This is a genomic window from Providencia sp. wls1914 (assembly GCF_009706645.1).
GTDB lineage: Bacteria > Pseudomonadota > Gammaproteobacteria > Enterobacterales > Enterobacteriaceae > Providencia > Providencia zhijiangensis.
On sequence record NZ_WLUN01000004.1, the window covers coordinates 123,467 to 144,364 of the forward strand.

15 protein-coding genes and 2 pseudogenes are annotated in these 20,898 nt (G+C 44.5%); 13 read left to right on the plus strand and 4 right to left on the minus strand.

The window, feature by feature from the left end; genetic code table 11:
* The first annotated feature begins 6 nt into the window (after window positions 1–6).
* Together GKR74_RS02725 and mscK are read left to right on the plus strand one after the other, a co-directional pair.
* Entirely contained in the window at window positions 7–360 is a 354-nt protein-coding gene (locus GKR74_RS02725; RefSeq protein ID WP_154602429.1) for a DsrE/DsrF/TusD sulfur relay family protein, read from the plus strand.
* 158 nt (window positions 361–518) lie between these two features.
* Entirely contained in the window at window positions 519–3,914 is a 3,396-nt protein-coding gene (mscK, locus tag GKR74_RS02730) for a mechanosensitive channel MscK (RefSeq protein ID WP_154602430.1), read from the plus strand.
* Between the two features lie 6 nt (window positions 3,915–3,920).
* On the opposite strand, the gene GKR74_RS02735 is transcribed toward mscK, so the two are convergent.
* Together GKR74_RS02735 and priC are read right to left on the minus strand one after the other, a co-directional pair.
* A complete protein-coding gene (locus GKR74_RS02735) occupies window positions 3,921–4,091 on the minus strand; it encodes a DUF2496 domain-containing protein (protein WP_154602431.1) in 171 nt (56 codons plus the stop codon).
* 10 nt (window positions 4,092–4,101) lie between these two features.
* The gene (priC, locus tag GKR74_RS02740; RefSeq protein ID WP_154602432.1) at window positions 4,102–4,650 is read right to left on the minus strand and encodes a primosomal replication protein PriC; all 549 of its coding nucleotides are present in this window, start codon (window positions 4,648–4,650) and stop codon (window positions 4,102–4,104) included.
* A gap of 143 nt (window positions 4,651–4,793) precedes the next feature.
* On the opposite strand from priC, the gene apt reads away from it, so the two are divergent.
* The 9 genes and pseudogenes from apt to GKR74_RS02785 all read left to right on the plus strand — a co-directional run bounded on the left by apt (window position 4,794) and on the right by GKR74_RS02785 (window position 15,223).
* On the plus strand, window positions 4,794–5,345 hold the full coding sequence (apt, locus tag GKR74_RS02745) for an adenine phosphoribosyltransferase (RefSeq protein ID WP_036952557.1): 552 nt from the start codon (window positions 4,794–4,796) through the stop codon (window positions 5,343–5,345).
* Between the two features lie 118 nt (window positions 5,346–5,463).
* Window positions 5,464–7,410 (plus strand): DNA polymerase III subunit gamma/tau, encoded by a 1,947-nt coding sequence (gene dnaX / locus GKR74_RS02750; protein WP_154602433.1) that lies wholly within the window; start codon window positions 5,464–5,466, stop codon window positions 7,408–7,410.
* Window positions 7,411–7,453: 43 nt separating this feature from the next.
* Complete coding sequence (locus GKR74_RS02755; RefSeq protein ID WP_006659291.1) at window positions 7,454–7,783, plus strand: YbaB/EbfC family nucleoid-associated protein; 330 nt, start codon at window positions 7,454–7,456, stop codon at window positions 7,781–7,783.
* Window positions 7,783–8,382 carry a recombination mediator RecR gene (gene recR / locus GKR74_RS02760; RefSeq protein WP_154602434.1) on the plus strand — a complete coding sequence of 200 codons (600 nt, stop codon included), beginning with the start codon at window positions 7,783–7,785 and terminating at the stop codon, window positions 8,380–8,382. Before GKR74_RS02755 ends, recR begins: the two co-directional genes overlap by 1 nt.
* A 352-nt stretch (window positions 8,383–8,734) precedes the next feature.
* A complete protein-coding gene (gene htpG, locus GKR74_RS02765; protein WP_154602435.1) occupies window positions 8,735–10,609 on the plus strand; it encodes a molecular chaperone HtpG in 1,875 nt (624 codons plus the stop codon).
* 192 nt (window positions 10,610–10,801) lie between these two features.
* Entirely contained in the window at window positions 10,802–11,446 is a 645-nt protein-coding gene (gene adk, locus GKR74_RS02770) for an adenylate kinase (RefSeq protein WP_036952549.1), read from the plus strand.
* A 141-nt stretch (window positions 11,447–11,587) separates the two neighbouring features.
* Window positions 11,588–12,565, plus strand: a pseudogene (gene hemH / locus GKR74_RS02775) (ferrochelatase).
* A 108-nt stretch (window positions 12,566–12,673) separates the two neighbouring features.
* Window positions 12,674–13,801 (plus strand): LPS O-antigen length regulator Wzz(fepE), encoded by a 1,128-nt coding sequence (gene wzz(fepE) / locus GKR74_RS02780; RefSeq protein WP_154602437.1) that lies wholly within the window; start codon window positions 12,674–12,676, stop codon window positions 13,799–13,801.
* A gap of 108 nt (window positions 13,802–13,909) precedes the next feature.
* Window positions 13,910–15,223, plus strand: a complete 1,314-nt coding sequence (locus tag GKR74_RS02785; RefSeq protein ID WP_036952541.1) for an inosine/guanosine kinase — start codon at window positions 13,910–13,912, stop codon at window positions 15,221–15,223.
* Between the two features lie 69 nt (window positions 15,224–15,292).
* On the opposite strand, the gene eutH is transcribed toward GKR74_RS02785, so the two are convergent.
* Window positions 15,293–16,543: an ethanolamine utilization protein EutH gene (eutH, locus tag GKR74_RS02790; RefSeq protein WP_036952538.1), complete on the minus strand. Its 1,251-nt coding sequence runs from the start codon at window positions 16,541–16,543 to the stop codon at window positions 15,293–15,295.
* 35 nt (window positions 16,544–16,578) lie between these two features.
* Entirely contained in the window at window positions 16,579–18,018 is a 1,440-nt protein-coding gene (locus GKR74_RS02795) for an FGGY family carbohydrate kinase (protein ID WP_154602438.1), read from the minus strand.
* 242 nt (window positions 18,019–18,260) lie between these two features.
* Here GKR74_RS02795 and GKR74_RS02800 point away from each other — a divergent pair.
* Window positions 18,261–19,667: pseudogene (locus GKR74_RS02800) on the plus strand (NAD(P)/FAD-dependent oxidoreductase).
* Complete coding sequence (locus tag GKR74_RS02805; RefSeq protein ID WP_154602440.1) at window positions 19,658–20,887, plus strand: NAD(P)/FAD-dependent oxidoreductase; 1,230 nt, start codon at window positions 19,658–19,660, stop codon at window positions 20,885–20,887. Before GKR74_RS02800 ends, GKR74_RS02805 begins: the two are co-directional and overlap by 10 nt.
* The last annotated feature ends 11 nt before the right edge of the window (window positions 20,888–20,898 follow it).

Here is a 20,898-nt window from a genome sequence, read left to right on the forward strand (position 1 = left end):
AAAACCATGTCATCCATTTTGATCATTGCGAATGGCGCGCCATACGGAAGTGAAATGTTGTTTAACTCTCTGCGCTTAGCTATCACGCTAAAAGAGCAACACCCACAAACCGACCTGAAAATTTTCTTAATGTCTGACGCAGTTACTGCTGGGATCACAGCGCAAAAACCGAAAGAAGGGTATAACCTTCAGCAAATGTTAGAGATTTTAACCGCGCAAAATGTCCCTGTTAAGTTATGCAAAACCTGTACTGATGCTCGTGGTATCAGTGAGCTACCATTAATTGATGGTGTCGAAATCGGTACATTAGTTGATTTGGCTGCGTGGACATTAGATGCTGAAAAAGTTCTCACCTTTTAATTTTATCGCCATAGATTAAAAAAGCTTTTTGAGAATTGAGCTGCGGTTTGTCAAAATTGCAGCTCAAATAGCAAGTTAGAACTCAGTATATTAGATCTAAGTATATTAGAACTAAACAATTTAAGTGTTAGATAATAGTAGGATCACAACGAGATATCATGGGCCCACTAATGCAATACAGAAAAGCGTGGTTATATTCAATTAGAATATTTTTGGCATTTGCCATCACCTTTTTCTCTTTTCAAATTTCCGCAGCAACAATTAGTAACCTTCCCAGCAAAAACGAGATAAAAACAGAGCTCAATTCGCTAAATAAAAAAAACAATGCAGGGCAAGAAGATAAACTCGCTATCGCCGATTTGGAAAAGTCATTAAATTATTATGATGAACTGGAAAAACTCGATCAGCGTTCAGACGAACTGCAAAAAAAATTAAGTCACTCCGGTGAAGAGTCAAAAAAAGCGGTTCAAGGTTTATTACAAATAAAAAATCAGAGTGAAAATCCTGATATTAACTTTCAGCACCAAATTGAAAATAGCAGCCTGCAACAATTAGAGTCCATGTTGGCAACCCATTTGGATAACCTGCAAGCTGAGCAAAATGATCTCGCCACATACAACAGTCAACTGATCGGTTTGCAAACTCAACCTGAGCGCGCCCAAGCTATCATGTTGGACAATGCTCGAAGACTGCAAGAGATCCGCAACGAACTTAACAGCACATTGACCGACTCTAGCAAGCTGCGCACCACACAAGTGAATATGCTGCAACTTGAGCAATACCTTCTACAGCAGCAAAACGAATTTCAAAAGCGCGTTCTCCAAGCTAATACGCAACTCCAAGATGTTTTGCAGAAACAGCGTGATTACACGGCGGCGTACATTGAGCAACTCGATGCCCGAATTCAGGTGATCCAAGACGCTATCAGCAAAGTGCGTCTCAGTGATTCTCAATCGACAGTCCGTGAAGCACAAAACACCTCTACGGATGATGCCGTACAGCAAAATCCGATTATTCAAAAAGAGGTGGAGATCAATAACAAGCTGAGCAACCGCTTGATTGAAGTGACTCAAGACGGCAACAAAATGGTGCAAAATGGTATCCGAGTAAAAACTTGGTTAGAACGCGCCACTCAATCAGAACGAAACTTAAAAGAGCAAATCAACGTATTACGCGGAAGCTTGCTGCTATCGCGAATTCTTTTTCAGCAACAAATTGATTTACCCGCGGATATTCTCACCAAAAATTTGCCTGTCACCATCGCCGACCTACGTTTGGAGCAGTTTGATATAAACCAGCAGCGTGATGCGTTATACCAACCTACGGATTACATTAATAATCTGGAGCATGAGCAAGCGGTTAAGGTCGGAGAGCAAGAAAATGCCCGCTTGTTTACCCCAGAAGATAAAGCTGCGCTGGTAAAAATCCTGGATGTTCGCCGTGAATTATTGGATGAATTGAATTTACAATTAGGCGGTCAAATTTCCCAAGCCATTAATTTGCAACTGGATCAAAACCAGTTATTGAGCGTGGTCAGCTCCCTTGAGCATACTTTGGCTCAGCAGATTTTCTGGGTAAACAGTAATAAACCGATGGATATTGAGTGGTTAAAAGCGTTCCCAGAGGCGGCCAAAAATCAACTAACTCATCTCGATTTTGATTTTTCATTATCGAGCCTGAAAAAAGGCTTGCTGAGCTCGCTGTGGGTGACGATTCCGTTGTTATTGGCGGCACTGATCTTTATCTGGTTGAATCGAAAAATCACTCAGCGTCTACATGATATTGACCTGCGTTTATCCAGCTTGCGTAACGACAGCGTACTGAATACACCGTTGGCCCTGTTACTCACGTTGCTGCAAACCATTCCAATCTCATTAGTGGTTATCGCCATTGGTTACTGGTTCTTAAAAACCGGTAACCTGCAAGGGGAGTTTATTTGGTCTTATTTCTTGCAACTTGCGATTTTCTGGGCGCTATTTGAATTAACGTTTAGGGTATTAAAACCTCAAGGTATTGCAGAGAAACACTTTAATATTGAACATGAAAATGCCCAGCGTATGCGTCGTCGAATGGTGCGTTTATCGGTACCGCTGATCCCGCTTATCTTCTTTTCCACCTATGGAATGATTAACCCGCTGAAGGTGTCTGAGGATGTGATTGGGCAGCTCGTGGTTTCTATCTGTTTATTATTATTGTGTATTTTTACTATTCCGTTCTGTAAACAGGTTTGGAAGGAAACGGGTAGCCACTTAACGCGCTCCATTTTGATCACGTTACTGACATTCTCACCGTTAATTTTAATCGGTTTGATGATCGCGGGTTACTATTACACCACACTCCGTTTAGCCAACCGTTGGTTAGATAGCTTGTATCTTCTGGTGCTTTGGTACATCACGTATAATGTCTGCTTGCGAGGCTTAAGTTTAGGCGCTAGAAAACTGGCGTATAAGCGTGCGCTTGAGCGTCGAGCGCAGTCAAAACAGCAAGAAGAAACTGAAAACGAGCCTATCAAAGAGCCGCCTATGACCATTGAGTTGATTAGCCAGCAGTCTCTGCGCTTAACGACAATGGTGCTGTTTATTATCTTTGCGTTTGCGTTTTACGCCATTTGGTCTGATTTTATTACGATTTTCTCCTTCCTCGATAGTATCCAACTCTGGAGCTATACCGCTACATCAGCGGAAGGGGCGAATATCATGCAGCATGTGACTTTGGCCAACCTAATTTTAGCGGTGGTGATTGTAGTGGTGGCGTGGATTATGACGCGCAACTTACCAGGGTTATTGGAAGTGTTGGTGTTGTCACGCCTCAAACTTCGCCAAGGTTCCACCTATGCCATCACCACCATGTTGACCTATGTGATTGTCAGTATCGGGGCGATTGCTTCCCTCGGGATGATAGGGGTGACATGGAATCAGTTGCAATGGTTAGCCGCTGCCTTAACCGTTGGTCTCGGTTTTGGTTTACAGGAAATTTTTGCGAACTTCGTTTCGGGGATTATTTTATTGTTCGAAAGACCGATTCGTATTGGGGATACAGTCACCATCGGGACTTACTCGGGAACGATCAGTAAGATCCGTATTCGTGCCACTACGATTGTGGATTTCGATCGCAAAGAGGTGATTATCCCGAACAAAGCATTCGTTACTGAGCGCTTAATCAACTGGTCGCTCTCAGACACGGTTACGCGAATTACGGTCTCTTTAGGTGTTGCGTATGGCTCAGATCTGGAAAAAGTGAAACGCGTATTACTGCAAGCGGCAACCTCTAACAGCAAAGTGATGACGGACCCTGCACCTGCAGCCTACTTCTTAAGTTTTGGCGCTAGCACGTTAGACCACGAACTGCGTTTTTATGTACGCCAGATCGGTGAGCGTACCATCACCAGTGATGAAGTGAACCGTGAAATTGACCGGTTATGCCGTGAAAACGATATCAATATCGCCTTCAATCAATTAGAAGTGCATTTGCATAACAATCAGGGTGATGAAGTGCAGGAAGTGACGAAAATTATCAAAGACAAAGATAATGATAAAAATGGCGATGAAAAATAACCTGCGTTAATTACCATTCTGACAGGCTGCTTCGGCGGCCTGTTTGTTGAGATAATCCTGCTTAACTATCTCTAATGCTTTCAAGACGGTATGGGTATCGACTTCAGCCGATTCTAATAAGTAAATTAAATCCACCGCGAGCTGGGTTTCGAGTGGTGCAGTGTCCAGTGTTTCCATTCACGACCCTCTAATCAAAAAATTGGTTTTCTTGGTGCTCGATGGCTTTTTCAATACGCATTAATGCTTGTCTACAGCGGTATAAGCGCCCGGCTAATGCGGCGAGCTCTTTTTGGCACTGGTGCTGTAAATGTGAGTCAGTTAAGCCACTTAAATAGAGCTCTTTTTCGCTCACCATAGCCTGCAAACGGCGTTCATAATCTTGATGTTGTGATAAACGTTCATATAAATCAACCTGTTCCTTTTTCGTCCGAAAAGAATCTTCTTTTTCCCGTAATCCTTGAGTGGAGAGTTCGCGGGAAATAGCTTGCATTTGATGCACGATTTTTTCGGTTAAAAAGTTCACTTGCTGGGCATGGTTTAGCGAAACGCTATTACACAATTGCTGATACAAGGTATTGAGCTCTTTCTGGCAATCACCCAGTTTGGTGGATTTATGGCTAAATAGCTGCATATCAAATCGGGAGTGTGAAAACTCATGGTCTTTGATGGGGGCGACGCGCTCAGCTAACTCATCAATCTGCTTTTTCAATGCCTCTAACAGAGCCTGTGTTTTCATTTTTTATTCTCAATAAATGTGAAAAGTGGCGGAATATTGATATCCAACAATAAAACTTACAGCAAATAGACGGCTTCTTATTGCATTTTTATGGTAGTTTGCATAGATTCTACCCTTTCGTATTTACTATATTGGTTTTTATTATGACCGCTAAAGAGCAACAACTGCAATTGATTAAAGAAAGTATCGCGACTATCCCTAACTATCCAAAAGAGGGTGTGCTGTTTCGCGATATTACCACACTGTTAAATGACCCGGCGGCTTATCAAGCGACAATCGATATGCTGGTTGAGCATTATCAAAACAAAGGTGTGACCAAAATTGTTGGTACTGAAGCCCGTGGTTTCCTGTTCGGCGCTCCTGTTGCATTACGCTTAGGCGTAGGTTTTGTGCCTGTGCGTAAAAAAGGCAAATTACCGCGTGAAGTTTTAAGTATGACGTATGATCTGGAATACGGCACCGACACTCTGGAAATCCACAAAGACAGCATTACCGCGCAAGACAACGTGCTGGTGGTGGATGATCTGTTAGCAACTGGCGGTACTGTCGAAGCGACCGTGAAAATGATCAAACAGCTAGGCGCAAAAGTGGTGGATGCTGCTTTCGTTATCGGACTGCCAGATTTAGGCGGTGTTGAGCGTTTAGCAAAAGAAGGCGTTACTTCCTATAGTCTTGTTGAGTTCCCAGGCCACTAATCTGCTCCACACTCTTCTTACTATTTTTACTGCAGTCTCGCCCAATGGGTTGAGGCTGTGGTAGCATGGTACTATTATTATATTTATCAATGTCCCATGTTGAATAACAGTGGAATCCATGAGCTATCAGGTACTTGCCCGTAAGTGGCGCCCCCAAAAATTTTCAGACGTTGTTGGTCAGCAGCATGTGTTGACTGCACTTGCTAATGGGCTTGAGCACCAACGGCTTCATCACGCTTATCTTTTCTCGGGTACCCGCGGTGTCGGGAAAACCACGATCGCCCGCTTGTTTGCCAAAGGGTTAAACTGCGAAACGGGGATCACGGCAACACCTTGCGGAAAATGCGCCAACTGTTTGGAAATTGAACAGGGGCGATTTGTTGACCTGATTGAGATTGACGCGGCATCACGCACTAAAGTCGAAGATACGCGAGAATTACTGGATAACGTCCAGTACGCACCAGCGCGTGGTCGCTTTAAAGTCTATCTTATTGACGAAGTTCACATGTTGTCGCGCCACAGTTTTAATGCGTTGCTTAAAACACTGGAAGAGCCGCCGGAACACGTCAAATTTTTACTGGCGACGACCGATCCGCAAAAACTGCCTGTCACGATTTTATCCCGCTGCTTGCAGTTCCATCTAAAAGCGTTGGATGTCCCACAAATCAGCGAACAGCTTGAGTTGATCCTAAACGCGGAAAATATTGAGCACGATACTCGCGCTCGTCAGTTGATTGCCCGCGCCGCAGACGGCAGTTTGCGTGATGCATTGAGCTTGACTGACCAAGCAATTGCCATGGGGCAAGGTAAAGTCACTGCGGATATCGTTAGCCAAATGCTGGGCACACTTGACGATGAGCAGCCGCTCGCCATTATTGAAGCCTTAGTTCGTGCGGATGGTCTTGGTGTGATGGCCCAAGTCGAGCAAGCTGCTTCCCGTGGCGCTGATTGGGAAAACTTACTGGTTGAAATCCTCTCTCAGCTTCACCGCATCGCGATGATCCAACTACTGCCCGCGGAACAAGAAACCGATCCTTCCTCCACGGAAGGGCGCCTAAGACAAGTGGCACGATTAATTTCTCCAGCGGATCTTCAACTGTTCTACCAAACCTTGCTGGTGGGGCGCAAAGAACTGACATTCGCGCCAGAAAGACGCATGGGCGTGGAAATGGCGCTATTAAGAGCGCTAGCCTTCCACCCAAAGAGCATTATTGAAGAAGTGGAATTGCCGCCGAAATTAGTTTCAAGCGCGCCGACGTCCACTTTTCAGCCAGAGCCAGCACCATCAACGGTAAGACGCCCGGCCCCACAGCCTGCGAGCGCAGAGAACTTACCGGAAAATAGCCCAACATTGCAGCTATTAAAAGCCAGACAGGCACTACAAACGCCACAAAGTGAGGATCCGAGTCCAAAAAAGACTCATCCGGTGACGTCCGAAAGGGCTAAGCCGGCGGTTTCAGCACTTGAACGGCTGGCCGCGGTAACCAGCAAACATCAGCAAAATGTGATGGAAAAAGCGTCACAGAAGACGAAGCCTGCGAAGCCGAAGCCTTACCAGTGGAAGCCTCAAAATGGTGAAGTTCTTGACGCAAAAGACGCAGTAACAACGCCAACTGAAATCAAAGAGGCGTTGGAATATGAGAAAACCCCTGAATTAGCAATAAAAATCACCGAAGAAGGGCGCGAGCGTGATAGTTGGTCAGGGGAAATTGCGCAATTAAATATTCCGAAGCTAGTTGAACAATTGGCTTTGAATTCATATAAAGAAGAATTGGATGAGTCGCAAATTGTATTGCACTTGCGCTCCGCTCAACGCCATCTTGATAAACCTAACGCTCTCAAAGCGTTGCAAGACGCGTTGAGTGAACATTATGGTCGCCCTGTTGAACTGAAAATCGTTCACGATGATAATACGGCGGTGAAAACGCCGCTGGAGTGGCGTCAGGCGATTTATGAAGAGAAACTGGCGCAAGCCCGTCAGTCTATTATTGCGGATAAAACAATTCAAAAATTGCGCGCCATGTTTGATGCGCAATTGGATGAAGAGAGTATTCGCCCCGTTTAACGCTACAGTTGCGAATCTGTAGCCTCAGTTGTGAGAGAAAACTATGTTTGGTAAAGGTGGATTGGGTAACCTGATGAAACAGGCCCAGCAAATGCAAGATAAAATGCAGAAAGTTCAGGAAGAAATCGCTCAACTCGAAGCTACTGGCGAATCTGGTGCTGGCTTAGTCAAAGTGACCATCAACGGTTCACATAACTGCCGTCGTGTTGAAATCGATCCTAGCCTGTTAGAAGACGACAAAGATATGCTGGAAGACTTGATTGCTGCGGCATTCAACGACGCAGCTCGTCGTATCGAAGAAACGCAAAAAGAAAAAATGGCTAGCGTATCTAGCGGTATGCAACTGCCACCAGGCTTTAAGATGCCATTCTAATGCAAACGAGTCCGCTTCTTGAATCATTGATGGAAGCGCTGCGCTGTCTCCCCGGTGTGGGACCCAAGTCAGCGCAGCGAATGGCTTTCCAACTTCTGCAACGTGACCGTAGTGGCGGAATGCGTTTGGCTCAGTCTCTGACTCGTGCAATGTCCGAAATCGGGCATTGCCGCGATTGCCGCACATTTACTGAGCAAGACACCTGCAATATCTGCGATAACCCGCGCCGTCAGCAAAATGGGCTGATTTGCGTGGTGGAAAGCCCCGCAGATATTTATGCTATCGAGCAAACCGGTCAATTCTCAGGTCGCTATTTCGTACTCATGGGGCATCTGTCACCATTAGATGGCATTGGACCGATGGATATTGGGTTAGATAGGCTCGAAGAGCGACTGGCATCGGAAAACATCACTGAAGTGATTTTGGCGACCAACCCGACAGTGGAAGGGGAGGCGACGGCGAACTATATTGGGCAGATGTGTGCGCAGTATGGGGTGGCGGCGAGCCGGATTGCGCATGGGGTGCCTGTCGGTGGGGAGTTAGAGATGGTTGACGGAACCACCCTTTCTCACTCGTTGGCGGGACGCCAACGGCTCTAAAGTCCTCGTCATTCTTTGCGCCGTAGCGTTGTTGTCTTCATGCATCAACCCTAGTCACATACTTGTGTATGCTCCCAGGGATTAATGCATTCGACGCCTAGCTACGGCACAAATTATTTAGAGGATGATGGTGGGGAGTTGTTTTTAAAATTTAAAGGCAAACCCCTCAAAGCAAAAACCTTAATTCAAAACCTTCAAAGCAAAGCATCGTAGTTTTTGGTAATTTCCTTTCGTTTAGATTAATTTGGCTACTAATTTGTAGTTAGTGGTTGAATTCTATTTTTTTGTCCCCAAATTAGTTTCCATCGATAAGTCAAAACTAACTATTAGATTGATGATATAGAGGCGATTAATGAGTATGAAAGGACAAGAAACTCGTGGGTTTCAATCAGAAGTCAAACAACTGCTACAGTTGATGATCCACTCTCTTTACTCAAACAAAGAAATTTTTCTGCGTGAGCTAATTTCCAACGCATCCGATGCGGCGGATAAACTGCGTTTTCGTGCATTATCTAAGCCTGAACTGTATGAAAATGACGGCGAACTGCGTGTGCGTATTAGCGCAGACAAAGACAAAGGTACGCTAACTATCAGTGACAACGGCATCGGTATGAGCCGTGAAGAAGTCATTGAAAACTTAGGTACTATCGCTAAATCAGGCACCAAATCATTCTTAGAATCATTAGGCAGTGACCAAGTCAAAGATAGCCAAATGATCGGCCAATTCGGTGTGGGCTTCTACTCCGCATTTATCGTTGCCGATAAAGTCACCGTACGCAGCCGTGCAGCGGGTGCTGAAGCGAGCGAAGGGGTATTCTGGGAATCTGCTGGCGAAGGTGAATACACTATCGCAGATATCGAAAAAGCCGATCGCGGAACCGAAATCACCTTACATCTACGTGATGACGAAAAAGAGTTTTTAGATAACTGGCGCTTACGTTCCGTTATCAGCAAGTATTCTGACCATATTGCTCTGCCTGTTGAAATCGAAGAGAAAAACGAAGAAGACGGCACCGTTACTTGGGAAAAAATCAACCAAGCGAAAGCACTGTGGACGCGCAGCAAATCTGAAATCTCAGACGAAGAATATATTGAGTTCTACAAGCATATCTCCCACGACTACGCTGACCCATTAACGTGGGCGCATAACCGTGTGGAAGGGAAACAGGAATATACCAGTCTGCTGTATATTCCATCTCAAGCCCCATTTGATTTGTGGAACCGCGACCAGCGCCACGGTTTAAAACTGTATGTTCAACGCGTCTTTATTATGGATGATGCTGAGCAGTTTATGCCTAATTACCTGCGTTTCGTTCGTGGGGTATTGGATTCCAACGATTTACCGTTGAACGTTTCCCGTGAAATTCTGCAAGACAGCGCACTGACTCGCAACTTGCGCAGTGCACTGACAAAACGTGTTCTGCAAACACTGGAAAAATTGGCGAAAAACGACGCAGAGAAATACCAAACTTTCTGGCAGCAATTCGGGCTGGTTATGAAAGAAGGCCCTGCGGAAGATATGGGCAATGGTGAAGCGATTGCAAAACTGCTGCGCTTTGCAACCACCCATAACGACAGTAGCGTACAAAATGTTTCGCTGGAAGACTACGTAAGCCGCATGGTGGAAGGTCAGGATAAGATTTACTTTATCACTGCCGATAGCTACGCTGCCGCGAAAAGCAGCCCGCATTTAGAGCTGTTCCGTAAGAAAGGCATCGAGGTTCTGCTGTTATCCGATCGCATTGACGAATGGATGATGAACTACCTCTCTGAGTTTGATGGCAAACAGTTCCAATCTGTGAGCAAAGCTGATGAGTCGTTAGACAAGTTAGCAGATGAAAACAAGGCTGAGCAAGAAGAAGCCGAGAAGCAGTTAGAGCCATTTGTTGAGCGCGTAAAAACCTTCTTGGGCGACCGTGTGAAAGAGGTGAAACTGACTCATCGTTTAACCGATACACCAGCCATTGTGACCACTGATGCGGATGAAATGAGCACCCAAATGGCGAAATTATTCGCGGCTGCGGGTCAAGCGGCGCCAGAAGTGAAATATAACTTCGAGCTGAACCCGAGCCATGCATTGGTGAAAAAAGCGTCTGAAGTGGAAGATGAAAGCGTGTTTGCAGATTGGGTGGATGTACTACTCGACCAAGCCTTGCTGGCAGAACGCGGTACGCTGGAAGATCCAAACTTATTCATCAAAAAAATCAACGAATTACTTTTAAAGTAGTCCATTAAGGTATTTTCGTTTTCGAACATAAACCACGTAAAAAAGCGATTTTTTGCGTGGTTTTTTTCTTTTGCGAAAAAAGATAAATGGGAAAACGTTTACGTGTCTTCTTGAGTCAGATGCCATGCTAATGGTATGGTAGAGCGTTTTCTTTTCAAATTATAAAAAACTAAATAGCAAGGGGTTTACGCAATGCGTATCATTCTGCTTGGCGCTCCAGGCGCTGGTAAGGGCACTCAAGCTCAATTTATTATGGAGAAGTTTGGGATCCCTCAGATTTCAACCGGCGACATGTTACGTGCCGCTGTAAAATCAGGGAGCGAATTAGGTTTACAAGCTAAAGAGCTGATGGATAACGGCAAATTAGTGACTGATGAACTGGTTATCGCATTAGTGAAAGAGCGCATCAAACAAGATGACTGTCGCAATGGCTTCTTGTTGGATGGGTTCCCGCGTACCATTCCTCAAGCGGATGCAATGAAAGAAGCAGGCATCAACGTTGATTACGTTTTAGAATTCGATGTTCCTGACGAAATCATTGTTGAGCGTATCATTGGTCGCCGTGTTCACGCACCATCAGGTCGCGTATACCACGTCACTTTCAACCCACCTAAAGTTGAAAACAAAGATGACGTAACTGGCGATGAATTAACTATCCGTAAAGACGACCAAGAAGACACGGTTCGTAAACGTTTGGTTGAATATCATGCACTGACAGCGCCATTAATCGCTTACTATCAAAATGAAGCGAAAGCGAGCAGCACTCAGTACTTCAAGTTAGACGGTACTCGCAAAGTGACTGAAGTGAGCGCAGAGTTAGCAAAAATTTTAGGCTAATTTTTCTGAGCGTGATCTAAATAGATTCAAATAAACAAGGCAGCGCAAAAACGCTGCCTTTCTTTTTGTGCCACAAGTTGGCAAAATTAGTTACTAAAATCTGTTATTGTTGGGAATGATTATCAATTAGGAGCTGTTCTAATGTTAGAAAAAAAATATGGAATTCTATTGGTAAATTTGGGGACACCCGATGCCCCAACAACAACAGCCGTTAAACGCTATTTAGCTGAATTCTTGACTGACCCGCGTGTTATTGATGTTTCCCCATTGATTTGGAAGCCGATTTTACATGGCGCTATTTTGCCAATCCGCGCTTCCAAAGTAGCAAAACTTTATGGCTCAATTTGGATGGATGAAGGTTCGCCATTATTGGTTTATTCACAGCGTCAGAAAGAAAAATTATCTGCATTTTTTCCTAATACGCCGATTGAGCTGGGAATGACTTACGGCTCGCCGTCAATAAAGAGTGCTATCGACAACTTGATTGCACAAGATGTGACGGAATTAGTGGTTTTACCGCTGTATCCACAATATTCATGCACCACGACTGCCGCGGTTTATGAAGCCATCACTCGCGCCTTTAAACCGATGCGGACTATCCCGTCAGTGCAGTTTATTCGCAGCTATGCGACACACCCAGCGTATATTCAAGCCTTAGCGGAATCTATCGAAGCCAGTTTTGCGGAACATGGTGAGCCGGATAGGTTGATCCTCTCTTTCCACGGTATCCCGCAGCGTTACTGCGATTCAGGGGATATTTATGATAAAGAGTGTGAGCAAACCACAGAATTATTAAAGCAGGCCCTGAAATTTCCAAGTGACCGAGTGTTAATGACTTACCAATCTCGATTTGGTCGTGAACCGTGGTTAAGCCCATACACGGATCAGACGATGAAAAAGCTACCGTCAGAAGGGGTTAAGTCAGTTCAAGTGGTTTGCCCTGGTTTTTCGGTGGACTGTTTAGAAACCTTAGAAGAAATTAGTGAGCAAAATAAAGAATTTTTCTTACATAATGGTGGTGAGCAATATCGTTATATTCCTGCACTGAATGACAGCGATATCAGCATCAATATGATTCAGTTAATTCTGAAAAATCACTTAGAAAGAGTGATTTGATAGGTAATTTCATAAAGAAGGTTAATGGTTATATCCAAAACTTAAATTTTGACTATAATTATGACCTCAATATTCAATGGTACAATTTAGAGTGCGTTGTTTGGAATTAACATGACTGAAAAAACCAATTTATCTCCAGAATTAAAAAAACAGCTAGAGCAAGATCCGCAATATAAATTGCAGCACAATGATGAGATCGATCTCATGGCGCTGGTGGCGGTTCTGTTCAAGAATAAATTATTGATTATTATAGCAACAGTCATTGTTACCGCACTGAGTATTGGGGTTGTCAAAATGTTACCTCAGAAGTGGACGAGTGAAGCGGTTATTATTCCGCCAACGTCTGAAGAGGTAAAAGAAGCTAATGAATTTTCAGCACGCTTAAATGCATTAGGCATGGAAGTTGACTTGGGTTCTCAGCGTATTTATAACGAATTTATCGTTCAATACCGTTCTAAAGTTAACCAAGAAGCCTTCGTTAAAAGCACCGATTATTTTAAAACACTGCTTGATAAACTCGAGAATAAAAATGATCCTCTCGAGGTTCAACGCTTAGTGAATCGCATCATCGCGGATTCGATTAAATTGAAATACAACGGTAAAGAAAAAGACAGTGATGATAGCGACATCGTTCTGTCATTTACCGCGCCAACAGCGGTTGAAGCGCAAGATTTAATGGACGGGTATATTCGCTATACAGCGAGTATTGTCCGTAAAAGAATGAAAACTGAAGTGGATAATGCGATTGCACGCCAACTGATTTATAGCGTTGAAGCATTAAAACAAGATACCAACAAAATCCAGATTTCTTATGACGTTAAAATTGAGCGTTTAAAACGCGCTATTACCATCGCGAAAGCCGCTGGAATTACACGTCCAATCGCAAGAGATTCAGTGGCAATTAATGATGACCCTGATTATCCAATTGCATTAGGTTCAGAAGCGTTAGAAGAAAAATTGGGCATTGAGTTAAAGAACCGCGACTTAGCGCTGATCAGTGAAAAACTGCAAAATGCAAAAGTCTATATTGAAAACTTAAACTCACTCACAACTAAAGAATTAGATTTTGAGCCAGTGAGATTTATCCTGACTCCGGATTTACCGATTACTAAAGACTCCCCTAAATCGATGCTTATCGTGGCATTAGGCGCTATTCTTGGCTTTATTATGAGCTGTGCGTTTGTACTAGGTCGTGACCTGTACCGTAACTATAATCAGCAAAATACTCGCCGCAAGTAATCACTCTAAAGCATTATAAATACCTAACCGGCACCTTTTTATCGAAGGGTGCCGGTTTTGTTTTATCGTGTTAGAATACGGAAATGTTCCTTTTTTAATGTTCCCAATATGAAATTCCCCGGTCAACGCAAATCTAAACATTACTTTCCCGTCTCCCTCAGAGATCCTCTTTTACAACCGATGAAAGAGATGCTCTCTGACGATGAAAACTGCAAATCGTATATTGTGGGTATCGACCAAACGCTCGTCGATATTGAAGCCAAAATTGATGATGAATTTATTGAACGTTATCAATTAAGTAAAGGTCACTCTTTAGTTATCGAAGATGATGCGGCTGAAGCGCTCTACAAAGAGCTCACCGATAAGAAACTGATCACCCATGAATTTGCAGGCGGCACGATAGGAAATACGCTTCACAATTACTCTGTCTTAGCCGATGACCGCTCTGTCTTATTGGGCACGATGTGTAACAATATTCAGATTGGTAGTTATGCTTATCGCTACCTCTGCCATACTTCAAGCCGTATGGATCTAAACTACCTACAAGGGGTAGACGGTCCTATCGGGCGCTGTTTTACGCTCGTCACTGATAACGGTGAACGTACGTTTGCGATTAGCCCGGGGCATATGAACCGCTTACACCCCGATAGCATTCCTGAAGAGATTATTGCAGGTGCATCAGCGCTGGTATTAACGGCTTATTTAGTGCGTTGTAAGCCGGGGGAAACAATGCCGGATGCGACGATGCAAGCTATCCATTATGCGAAAAAACATAATGTTCCCGTGGTACTGACATTGGGAACCAAGTTTGTTATCGCTCAAGATCCGCAATTCTGGCGTGATTTCCTTAAAGATCATGTCTCAGTGGTCGCCATGAACGAAGATGAAGCCTTGGAATTAACTGGCTTTAGCGATCCCCTATTGGCATCTAATATGGCGCTAGATTGGGTTGACCTTGTTCTGTGTACAGCTGGGCCTTCAGGGCTGTATATGGCAGGTTTTACGGAAGAAGAATATAAACGTAAAACTCAGCACCCACTACTGCCGGGAGCAATTGCTGAATTTAACCTGTATGAATTTAGTCGCGCGATGCGCATGCAAGATTGCAAACAGCCTCGTCGCATTTTCTCTCATATTGAACCTTATATGGGCGGTCCCGAAAAAATCATGAATACCAATGGTGCGGGTGATGGTGCTTTATCTGCGTTACTGCATGATATTACGGCGAACTCTTATCACCGTTCAAATGTGCCTAATTCCAGTAAGCACGAGCGTCAATATCTCACTTACTCCTCACTGGCACAGGTGTGTAAGTATGCGAACCGTGTAAGTTATCAGGTGCTTTCTCAGCATTCACCGCGCTTAACTCGCGGGCTACCAGAAAAAGAAGATAGCTTAGAAGAGTCCTATTGGGATCGCTAACTTGGAATAAGTCTGAAATAAAAAAACACCTCGAATGAGGTGTTTTTGTTTTTATTATGACGTGAACGATTACGCTTCTTTGGCGATCCCCGCAGGATGCTCCGCTTTAACAGCCTCAACCGCTTTCTCATCTTCTTGTTCATAGCGCATCGCTTGTGGAACAGAGATTTTAATCGCAATAAATACCGCTAAGAAACCGCCTACTAATTTACCTAACAGAATTGGTAGCACTAATGTTGGCTGGAAGTTTGCGGTAAAGGCTAAGTGGTCGCCAATTGTCGCTTGAGCACAGACCCCAAAGGCCACGCACAACACTTTATCCCTTGCGCGCATTTCTTTGAATAAGTGGTAAGTTGCAATGATATTCGCCATCACCATGATGAACCCCAGTGAACCCGTATCGCTCAGTTTTAATCGGCGGCTGAGTGCGCTGACTAGTGGCTTACAGTAACGTTGGAACAGGTAACAGATAGGGAATGTACCTGCGAGCATGATCCCGATATAACCGGCAATCTCGATCGCACGGAATAACTCATTTTGATCGGCAAATAACGGATCGAATCCCCAAGCCCCAAAGACTTTACTAAATACGCCGGTAAAATGTTCCACAATGGAGAAGGCTAATACTAATTTTACGAATGCATCCATGATCTTACCGAAGATCAAAAAGCCCGTAACCATTAGCATTGGACGATATTTTAAGCCCGCTGCCAGCAAGAAACAGAAAACGAATAGCGGCATTAGATATTGCAGCATCGTCAAGAAATCAAGGGTGAGTTGATGAGTGGCTGGGGAGTTAGTCGAAATAATATCGCGAACAGGGATATTATTGAGTGTGATCAACAGCAATGAAGCTAATACCCCGAATGGGATTGAGATCAATCCTGCCATTGCCCCTAAAGCTAAATATTTGTGATCTTTACGGTTTAACATCGTTAAACCAACAGGGATCAGATAAACAATGGTTGCCCCTGAGGTATAACCGATCAACATCGCGGTGATCCACATATCACGATTCGTGGTTAAGGCATCGGCTAATTGATATCCGCCCATATCCACCGCGATAATGGATAGTGCTGCGATAGAAACATCAGAGCCAACAGAGCTAAATACTGGCCCTAGGATGTAAGATATCAATTGTGAAAGTAGTGGAACGGCAGCCATGATCCCAGCTTGAGCGAGAAACACGGGACCAATAGAAAAAATACCGTTTACAAACTCTTTTCCAAGGTCGCTGGCAGGCCTGACAATCGATGCAACGGCACCAATCACGGCACCGCACATGATTAAGTAGATAATATAGTTTCCGAATTCGGCCATAGTAGGGTTTCCTTTCTTTTTTATTGTTGGAAGAATTAATTTCTGAGCTGGCGAGAACGGGCAATAATGTCGCGATACTGTTCCATTACGCCTTGCATGTTGGTTCCATCAGGACGTGTGACGCTAGTATTGCGTCGTATCGCCATTTCATGGCTTATTCCCAAACCTTTACGAGCAAGCAAGGCGGCCCCGAGTGCTGTGACTTCACGATTTGCTGGTGCTTCAATATTTTTTTGTAATAAATTGGCTAAAAACTGCTTAAAGTACTGATTTGACGATAACCCTCCATCGACTGAAATGGACTGACCTAATGGAGAGATTTTCTCCATTGCGAAAATAACTTCGGCGGAGCGGGCGGCTATTCCTTCTAAGACCGACTGCATCATATCTTTCTTATCGGTATCTAATGAGAGTCCCGCCCACAGGCCAGCAGCGCTACGATCCCAATAAGGGCAGCCTAAGCCTGAAAGTGCAGGTACAAACGCTAAACCACGTTTAATCGCGGGCTCATCGCGAAAATCTGAAAGCTCATCAAAATCCTCAAATAGACCGATTTTACGTGCCCAGTTGATTGCCGAGGCGGCGTTATACACACCACCATCTAAACCGAAAACAGGGGCTTCACCCGGAAACTTCCAGCAAAGTGTAGGTAACAACCCGCTTTGATGAGTTTGTGGGATATCGCTCCCCGTCAAGGCTTGCAAGAAGGCGCCGGTACCAAAGGTAATCTTGGCATCTCCTTTTTGGCGGCAACCATGACCAAAGGTTCCCGCAAATTGGTCGACAATAATGGCGGTGACTGGCGTGAGATGTCCGTCGAGATTGACAGCGCCAAAGTCACCGATATTGTCGCGCAGCGGTGGCAAGCAGTGGATTGGTACACCAAAAATCTCACACAGCTGAGGATCCCACTCGAGGGTATGAATGTTGAGTAAAGAGGTACGTGATGCGGAGTTATAATCCGTCACAAAAACATCGCATAAACGATCAAGGAAAAATGCATCCATAGTGCCTATGCGTAGGCGGTTTTTATCTGCAAGGGATTTGGCCCCCACCACATTCTCCAGAATCCATCCCATTTTGCTGGCCGAGAAATAAGGATCTAAGGGCAGCCCCGACTTTGCTTGGACAAGCGGCTCAAGTCCCGCCTCTTTAAGCTGCTGGATGGTTTTTTCAGTACGCAGATCTTGCCAAACAATTGCGTTATAAAGGGGGCGCTTAGTCTGAGCATCCCACGCAACAATACTTTCGCCTTGGTGACAAATACCAATAGCATCAACGACTTCACAACTATTCAGACACTTAATGATGTTCGTTAGGATCTCTTCAGGATCGTGCTCAACCCAACCACTGTTTAAGGTGATTTGCTTGTGTGGAATACTCATCGGGGAATGGTAATGGCCGCCTTCTTCAAAGACGACGACCCGGGTTCCCGTTGTTCCCTGATCGATAGCGGCATAACGTTGATTGAGCATCGCTGAATTTCCCAGTGTTATAAATGTTGTAAATAGGTTTGTTTTTTTGCTTACTATCGTTTAATCGGAAATAAAATCCACAAAAAACTCACAATAACTTCTGTGAATGTGAGAACTGTCACAATAAGATAACAATGTGAGAAGTTTTTGGAGTGTTATTGTGATTTGTGTTGTTTTATATATTGAGGTTGTGGGAATTATGTGGTTTTATGTGTCCAAGTTTTATATTAAGGATTTCAGCCATGAATGCTAATAATAAAAAAATGTGGGATGTCATTGTCATCGGTGGGGGTGTCATTGGCTGTGCAGTGACCCGAAAATTCACATTGATGGGCGCTAAAACACTGCTGTTAGAGCGTGGTGGCGATATTTTATCAGGAGCAAGCAAAGCAAATAGCGCGTTGTTACATACCGGTTTTGATGCCACACCAGGGACATTAGAATTGGAATGCATGCAAGATGGGTATCAGGAATTCATTGATATTAGAGAAAAAATGAATTTGCCGTTACTCAAAACTGGCGCGTTAGTCGTGGCTTGGAACGAAGAGCAGCTCAATAAGTTGCCGAGTATTGTAGAGCAAGCACACACTAACAACGTCATGGATGTGGGCATGATAGATAAAGAAGAGCTTTATCGTCGAGAGCCTCATTTGGCTGAAGGTGCGCTGGCAGCGGTTGAGGTTCCGGGGGAATCGGTGATTGACCCATGGAGCACGCCGCTGGCGTATTTAACTCAAGCCGTGAAGCACGGTGCAGAATATCAATTCCACTGTGAAGTGACTGCGGGTGAGCTAAATGCGGGAATTTGGACATTATCCACATCAAAAGGTGAGTTTTCTGCCCGATTAGTGATTAACTGTGCCGGTATTAATGGGGATATCGTGGAATCTATCTGCCACCCATCACCATTCGAAATTAAACCGCGTAAAGGCCAGTTTTTGGTATACGACAAAGCAGCAGCGGCCGATATCAATGCGATCATTTTGCCTGTACCCACAGCGATTACTAAAGGTGTTCTGTTATCGAAAACCATTTTCGGTAATTTACTGTTAGGCCCAACAGCGGAAGAACAGCAAGACCGCTGGAAAGCGGAAGTGAAGCAAGAGGTTTTGCAAGATTTAATCGACCAAGGCTCACGCATGTTGCCATCACTGCATAATTACAGTGTGACGGCCACCTATGCCGGATTACGTCCCGCCACGGAAGAAAAATATTATCGAATTAATGATTACCCCGAAAGGCAGTGGATATGTGCTGGGGGAATTCGCTCAACGGGCTTAACGGCAGCGTTGGGGGTCGCCAATCACTTAGGGAAACTTTACCAAGAGAATTTTGACGCATTATTTGAGCTATCACCGCCAACTGAATTAATTTGGCCTAAAATGCCGATGCTCTCTGAATATGATGAGCGTGATTACCAATGTAAAAATAATGGCGGCATTGTGTGCCACTGTGAGTTAGTGACTCAACGAGAAATTGAAGCCGCGTTTGATTCTGACATTCCACCAGAATGTTTAGGTGCACTTCGTCGTCGAACTCGCGTCATGATGGGGCGTTGCAATGGTTTTTATTGTAGTAGTCAGGTCGCTGAAATTATTAACGACCGCTTTGACAATACCTTAGCGGTGGAGGCAGTGAAATGAGCTTAAATTACGATGTGATCATTATTGGCTCAGGGCCGGCAGGTATCGCGGCAGCACAAACATTGCGTCGCCGTGGTATTCACAATATTGCGATTTTAGAGCGTGAAGCCCACGCGGGTGGTGTCCCTCGTCATTGCCAACATCCCACTTTCGGTTTGTTAGTATTCAAACGCCCAATGAAAGGCAACCAGTTTGCGGAAAAAATTGTTAAAGACTTGGGAGATACACCAATACTAACGCGTTGCACTGTGACGCAATTACAACCTAATGGCACTTTAACAGTCACGACACCAGATGGGGTGGTTGAAATGCGCGGTAAGCGTATTTTGATTGCAACAGGTGTTCGCGAAACACCACGTCACCCACGCTTAGTTTCTGGCTTGCGTCCTCAAGGTATTTTAACTGCGGGTGCGCTACAGCAATTTGTCTATTTAAAAGGGCAAAAACCGTGTTTGAACCCAGTGATCGTTGGCAGTGAGTTAGTCAGTTTCTCTGCATTATGGACATTAAAAAATGCGGGCGTAAAAGCGAAAGCCATGATTGAAAGCGGCGAACGAATTCTGGCATTCAAACCGGCTTCATTGTTTGCGAAAGCCATGGGAACCCCGGTGTATGTGAATAGCAAAATCACGGAAATTGGCGGCTTAGAAAGAGTCGAATATGTGATGGTGGAAACCGCAGGGCAAATACGCAAAATTGAGTGCGACTCTGTGATTTTTACAGGGGGCTTTGTGGGTGAAAATACGTTAATTCGTAAAAGCCACCTGAATTTTGAGGCCAATACAGGCAAACCCGTCACTGACCAGCGTAGCCGCTGTTCTGATGGCAGCTATTACGCGGCGGGTAACATGCTGCACCCTGCGGATATGGGGGATCAGTGCTACCAAGAAGGGGTGATCACTGGCGGATATATTGCGGATGATTTATTAGCCAATCACCATCAAACGGATGTACAGCAAGGAAATAGATTGCCTGTTCGATTTGCTGAGTCAATTCGTTTTACAGTACCTGCATGTATTAATATGTCCGAAAATACAGCGAAAAATGTGGATTTCAACATTCAAGTCAACAAGGCAATAACGGGAACAATCCGTGTGATGGCGGGCAATACCGTGCTGTATGAAAAGCGTCGTCGTTGCTTACCGACTCGTCGTATTTTGCTGAAAAATATCGATTTAACAAAAATCCAAGCGAGTGCTACTGAAATTACTGTCACTGTTGTATAGTGCTGGAAATG

Bases quoted from the DNA above. Each gene is read 5' to 3' on its own strand.
- htpG (WP_154602435.1), top strand. From the start codon at position 8,735: ATGAGTATGAAAGGACAAGAAACTCGTGGGTTTCAATCAGAAGTCAAA.
- eutH (WP_036952538.1), bottom strand. From the start codon at position 16,543: ATGGCCGAATTCGGAAACTATATTATCTACTTAATCATGTGCGGTGCC.
- GKR74_RS02805 (WP_154602440.1), top strand. From the start codon at position 19,658: ATGAGCTTAAATTACGATGTGATCATTATTGGCTCAGGGCCGGCAGGT.
- GKR74_RS02725 (WP_154602429.1), top strand. From the start codon at position 7: ATGTCATCCATTTTGATCATTGCGAATGGCGCGCCATACGGAAGTGAA.
- GKR74_RS02755 (WP_006659291.1), top strand. From the start codon at position 7,454: ATGTTTGGTAAAGGTGGATTGGGTAACCTGATGAAACAGGCCCAGCAA.
- adk (WP_036952549.1), top strand. From the start codon at position 10,802: ATGCGTATCATTCTGCTTGGCGCTCCAGGCGCTGGTAAGGGCACTCAA.
- apt (WP_036952557.1), top strand. From the start codon at position 4,794: ATGACCGCTAAAGAGCAACAACTGCAATTGATTAAAGAAAGTATCGCG.
- dnaX (WP_154602433.1), top strand. From the start codon at position 5,464: ATGAGCTATCAGGTACTTGCCCGTAAGTGGCGCCCCCAAAAATTTTCA.
- GKR74_RS02735 (WP_154602431.1), bottom strand. From the start codon at position 4,091: ATGGAAACACTGGACACTGCACCACTCGAAACCCAGCTCGCGGTGGAT.
- recR (WP_154602434.1), top strand. From the start codon at position 7,783: ATGCAAACGAGTCCGCTTCTTGAATCATTGATGGAAGCGCTGCGCTGT.
- GKR74_RS02785 (WP_036952541.1), top strand. From the start codon at position 13,910: ATGAAATTCCCCGGTCAACGCAAATCTAAACATTACTTTCCCGTCTCC.
- GKR74_RS02795 (WP_154602438.1), bottom strand. From the start codon at position 18,018: ATGCTCAATCAACGTTATGCCGCTATCGATCAGGGAACAACGGGAACC.
- priC (WP_154602432.1), bottom strand. From the start codon at position 4,650: ATGAAAACACAGGCTCTGTTAGAGGCATTGAAAAAGCAGATTGATGAG.
- mscK (WP_154602430.1), top strand. From the start codon at position 519: ATGGGCCCACTAATGCAATACAGAAAAGCGTGGTTATATTCAATTAGA.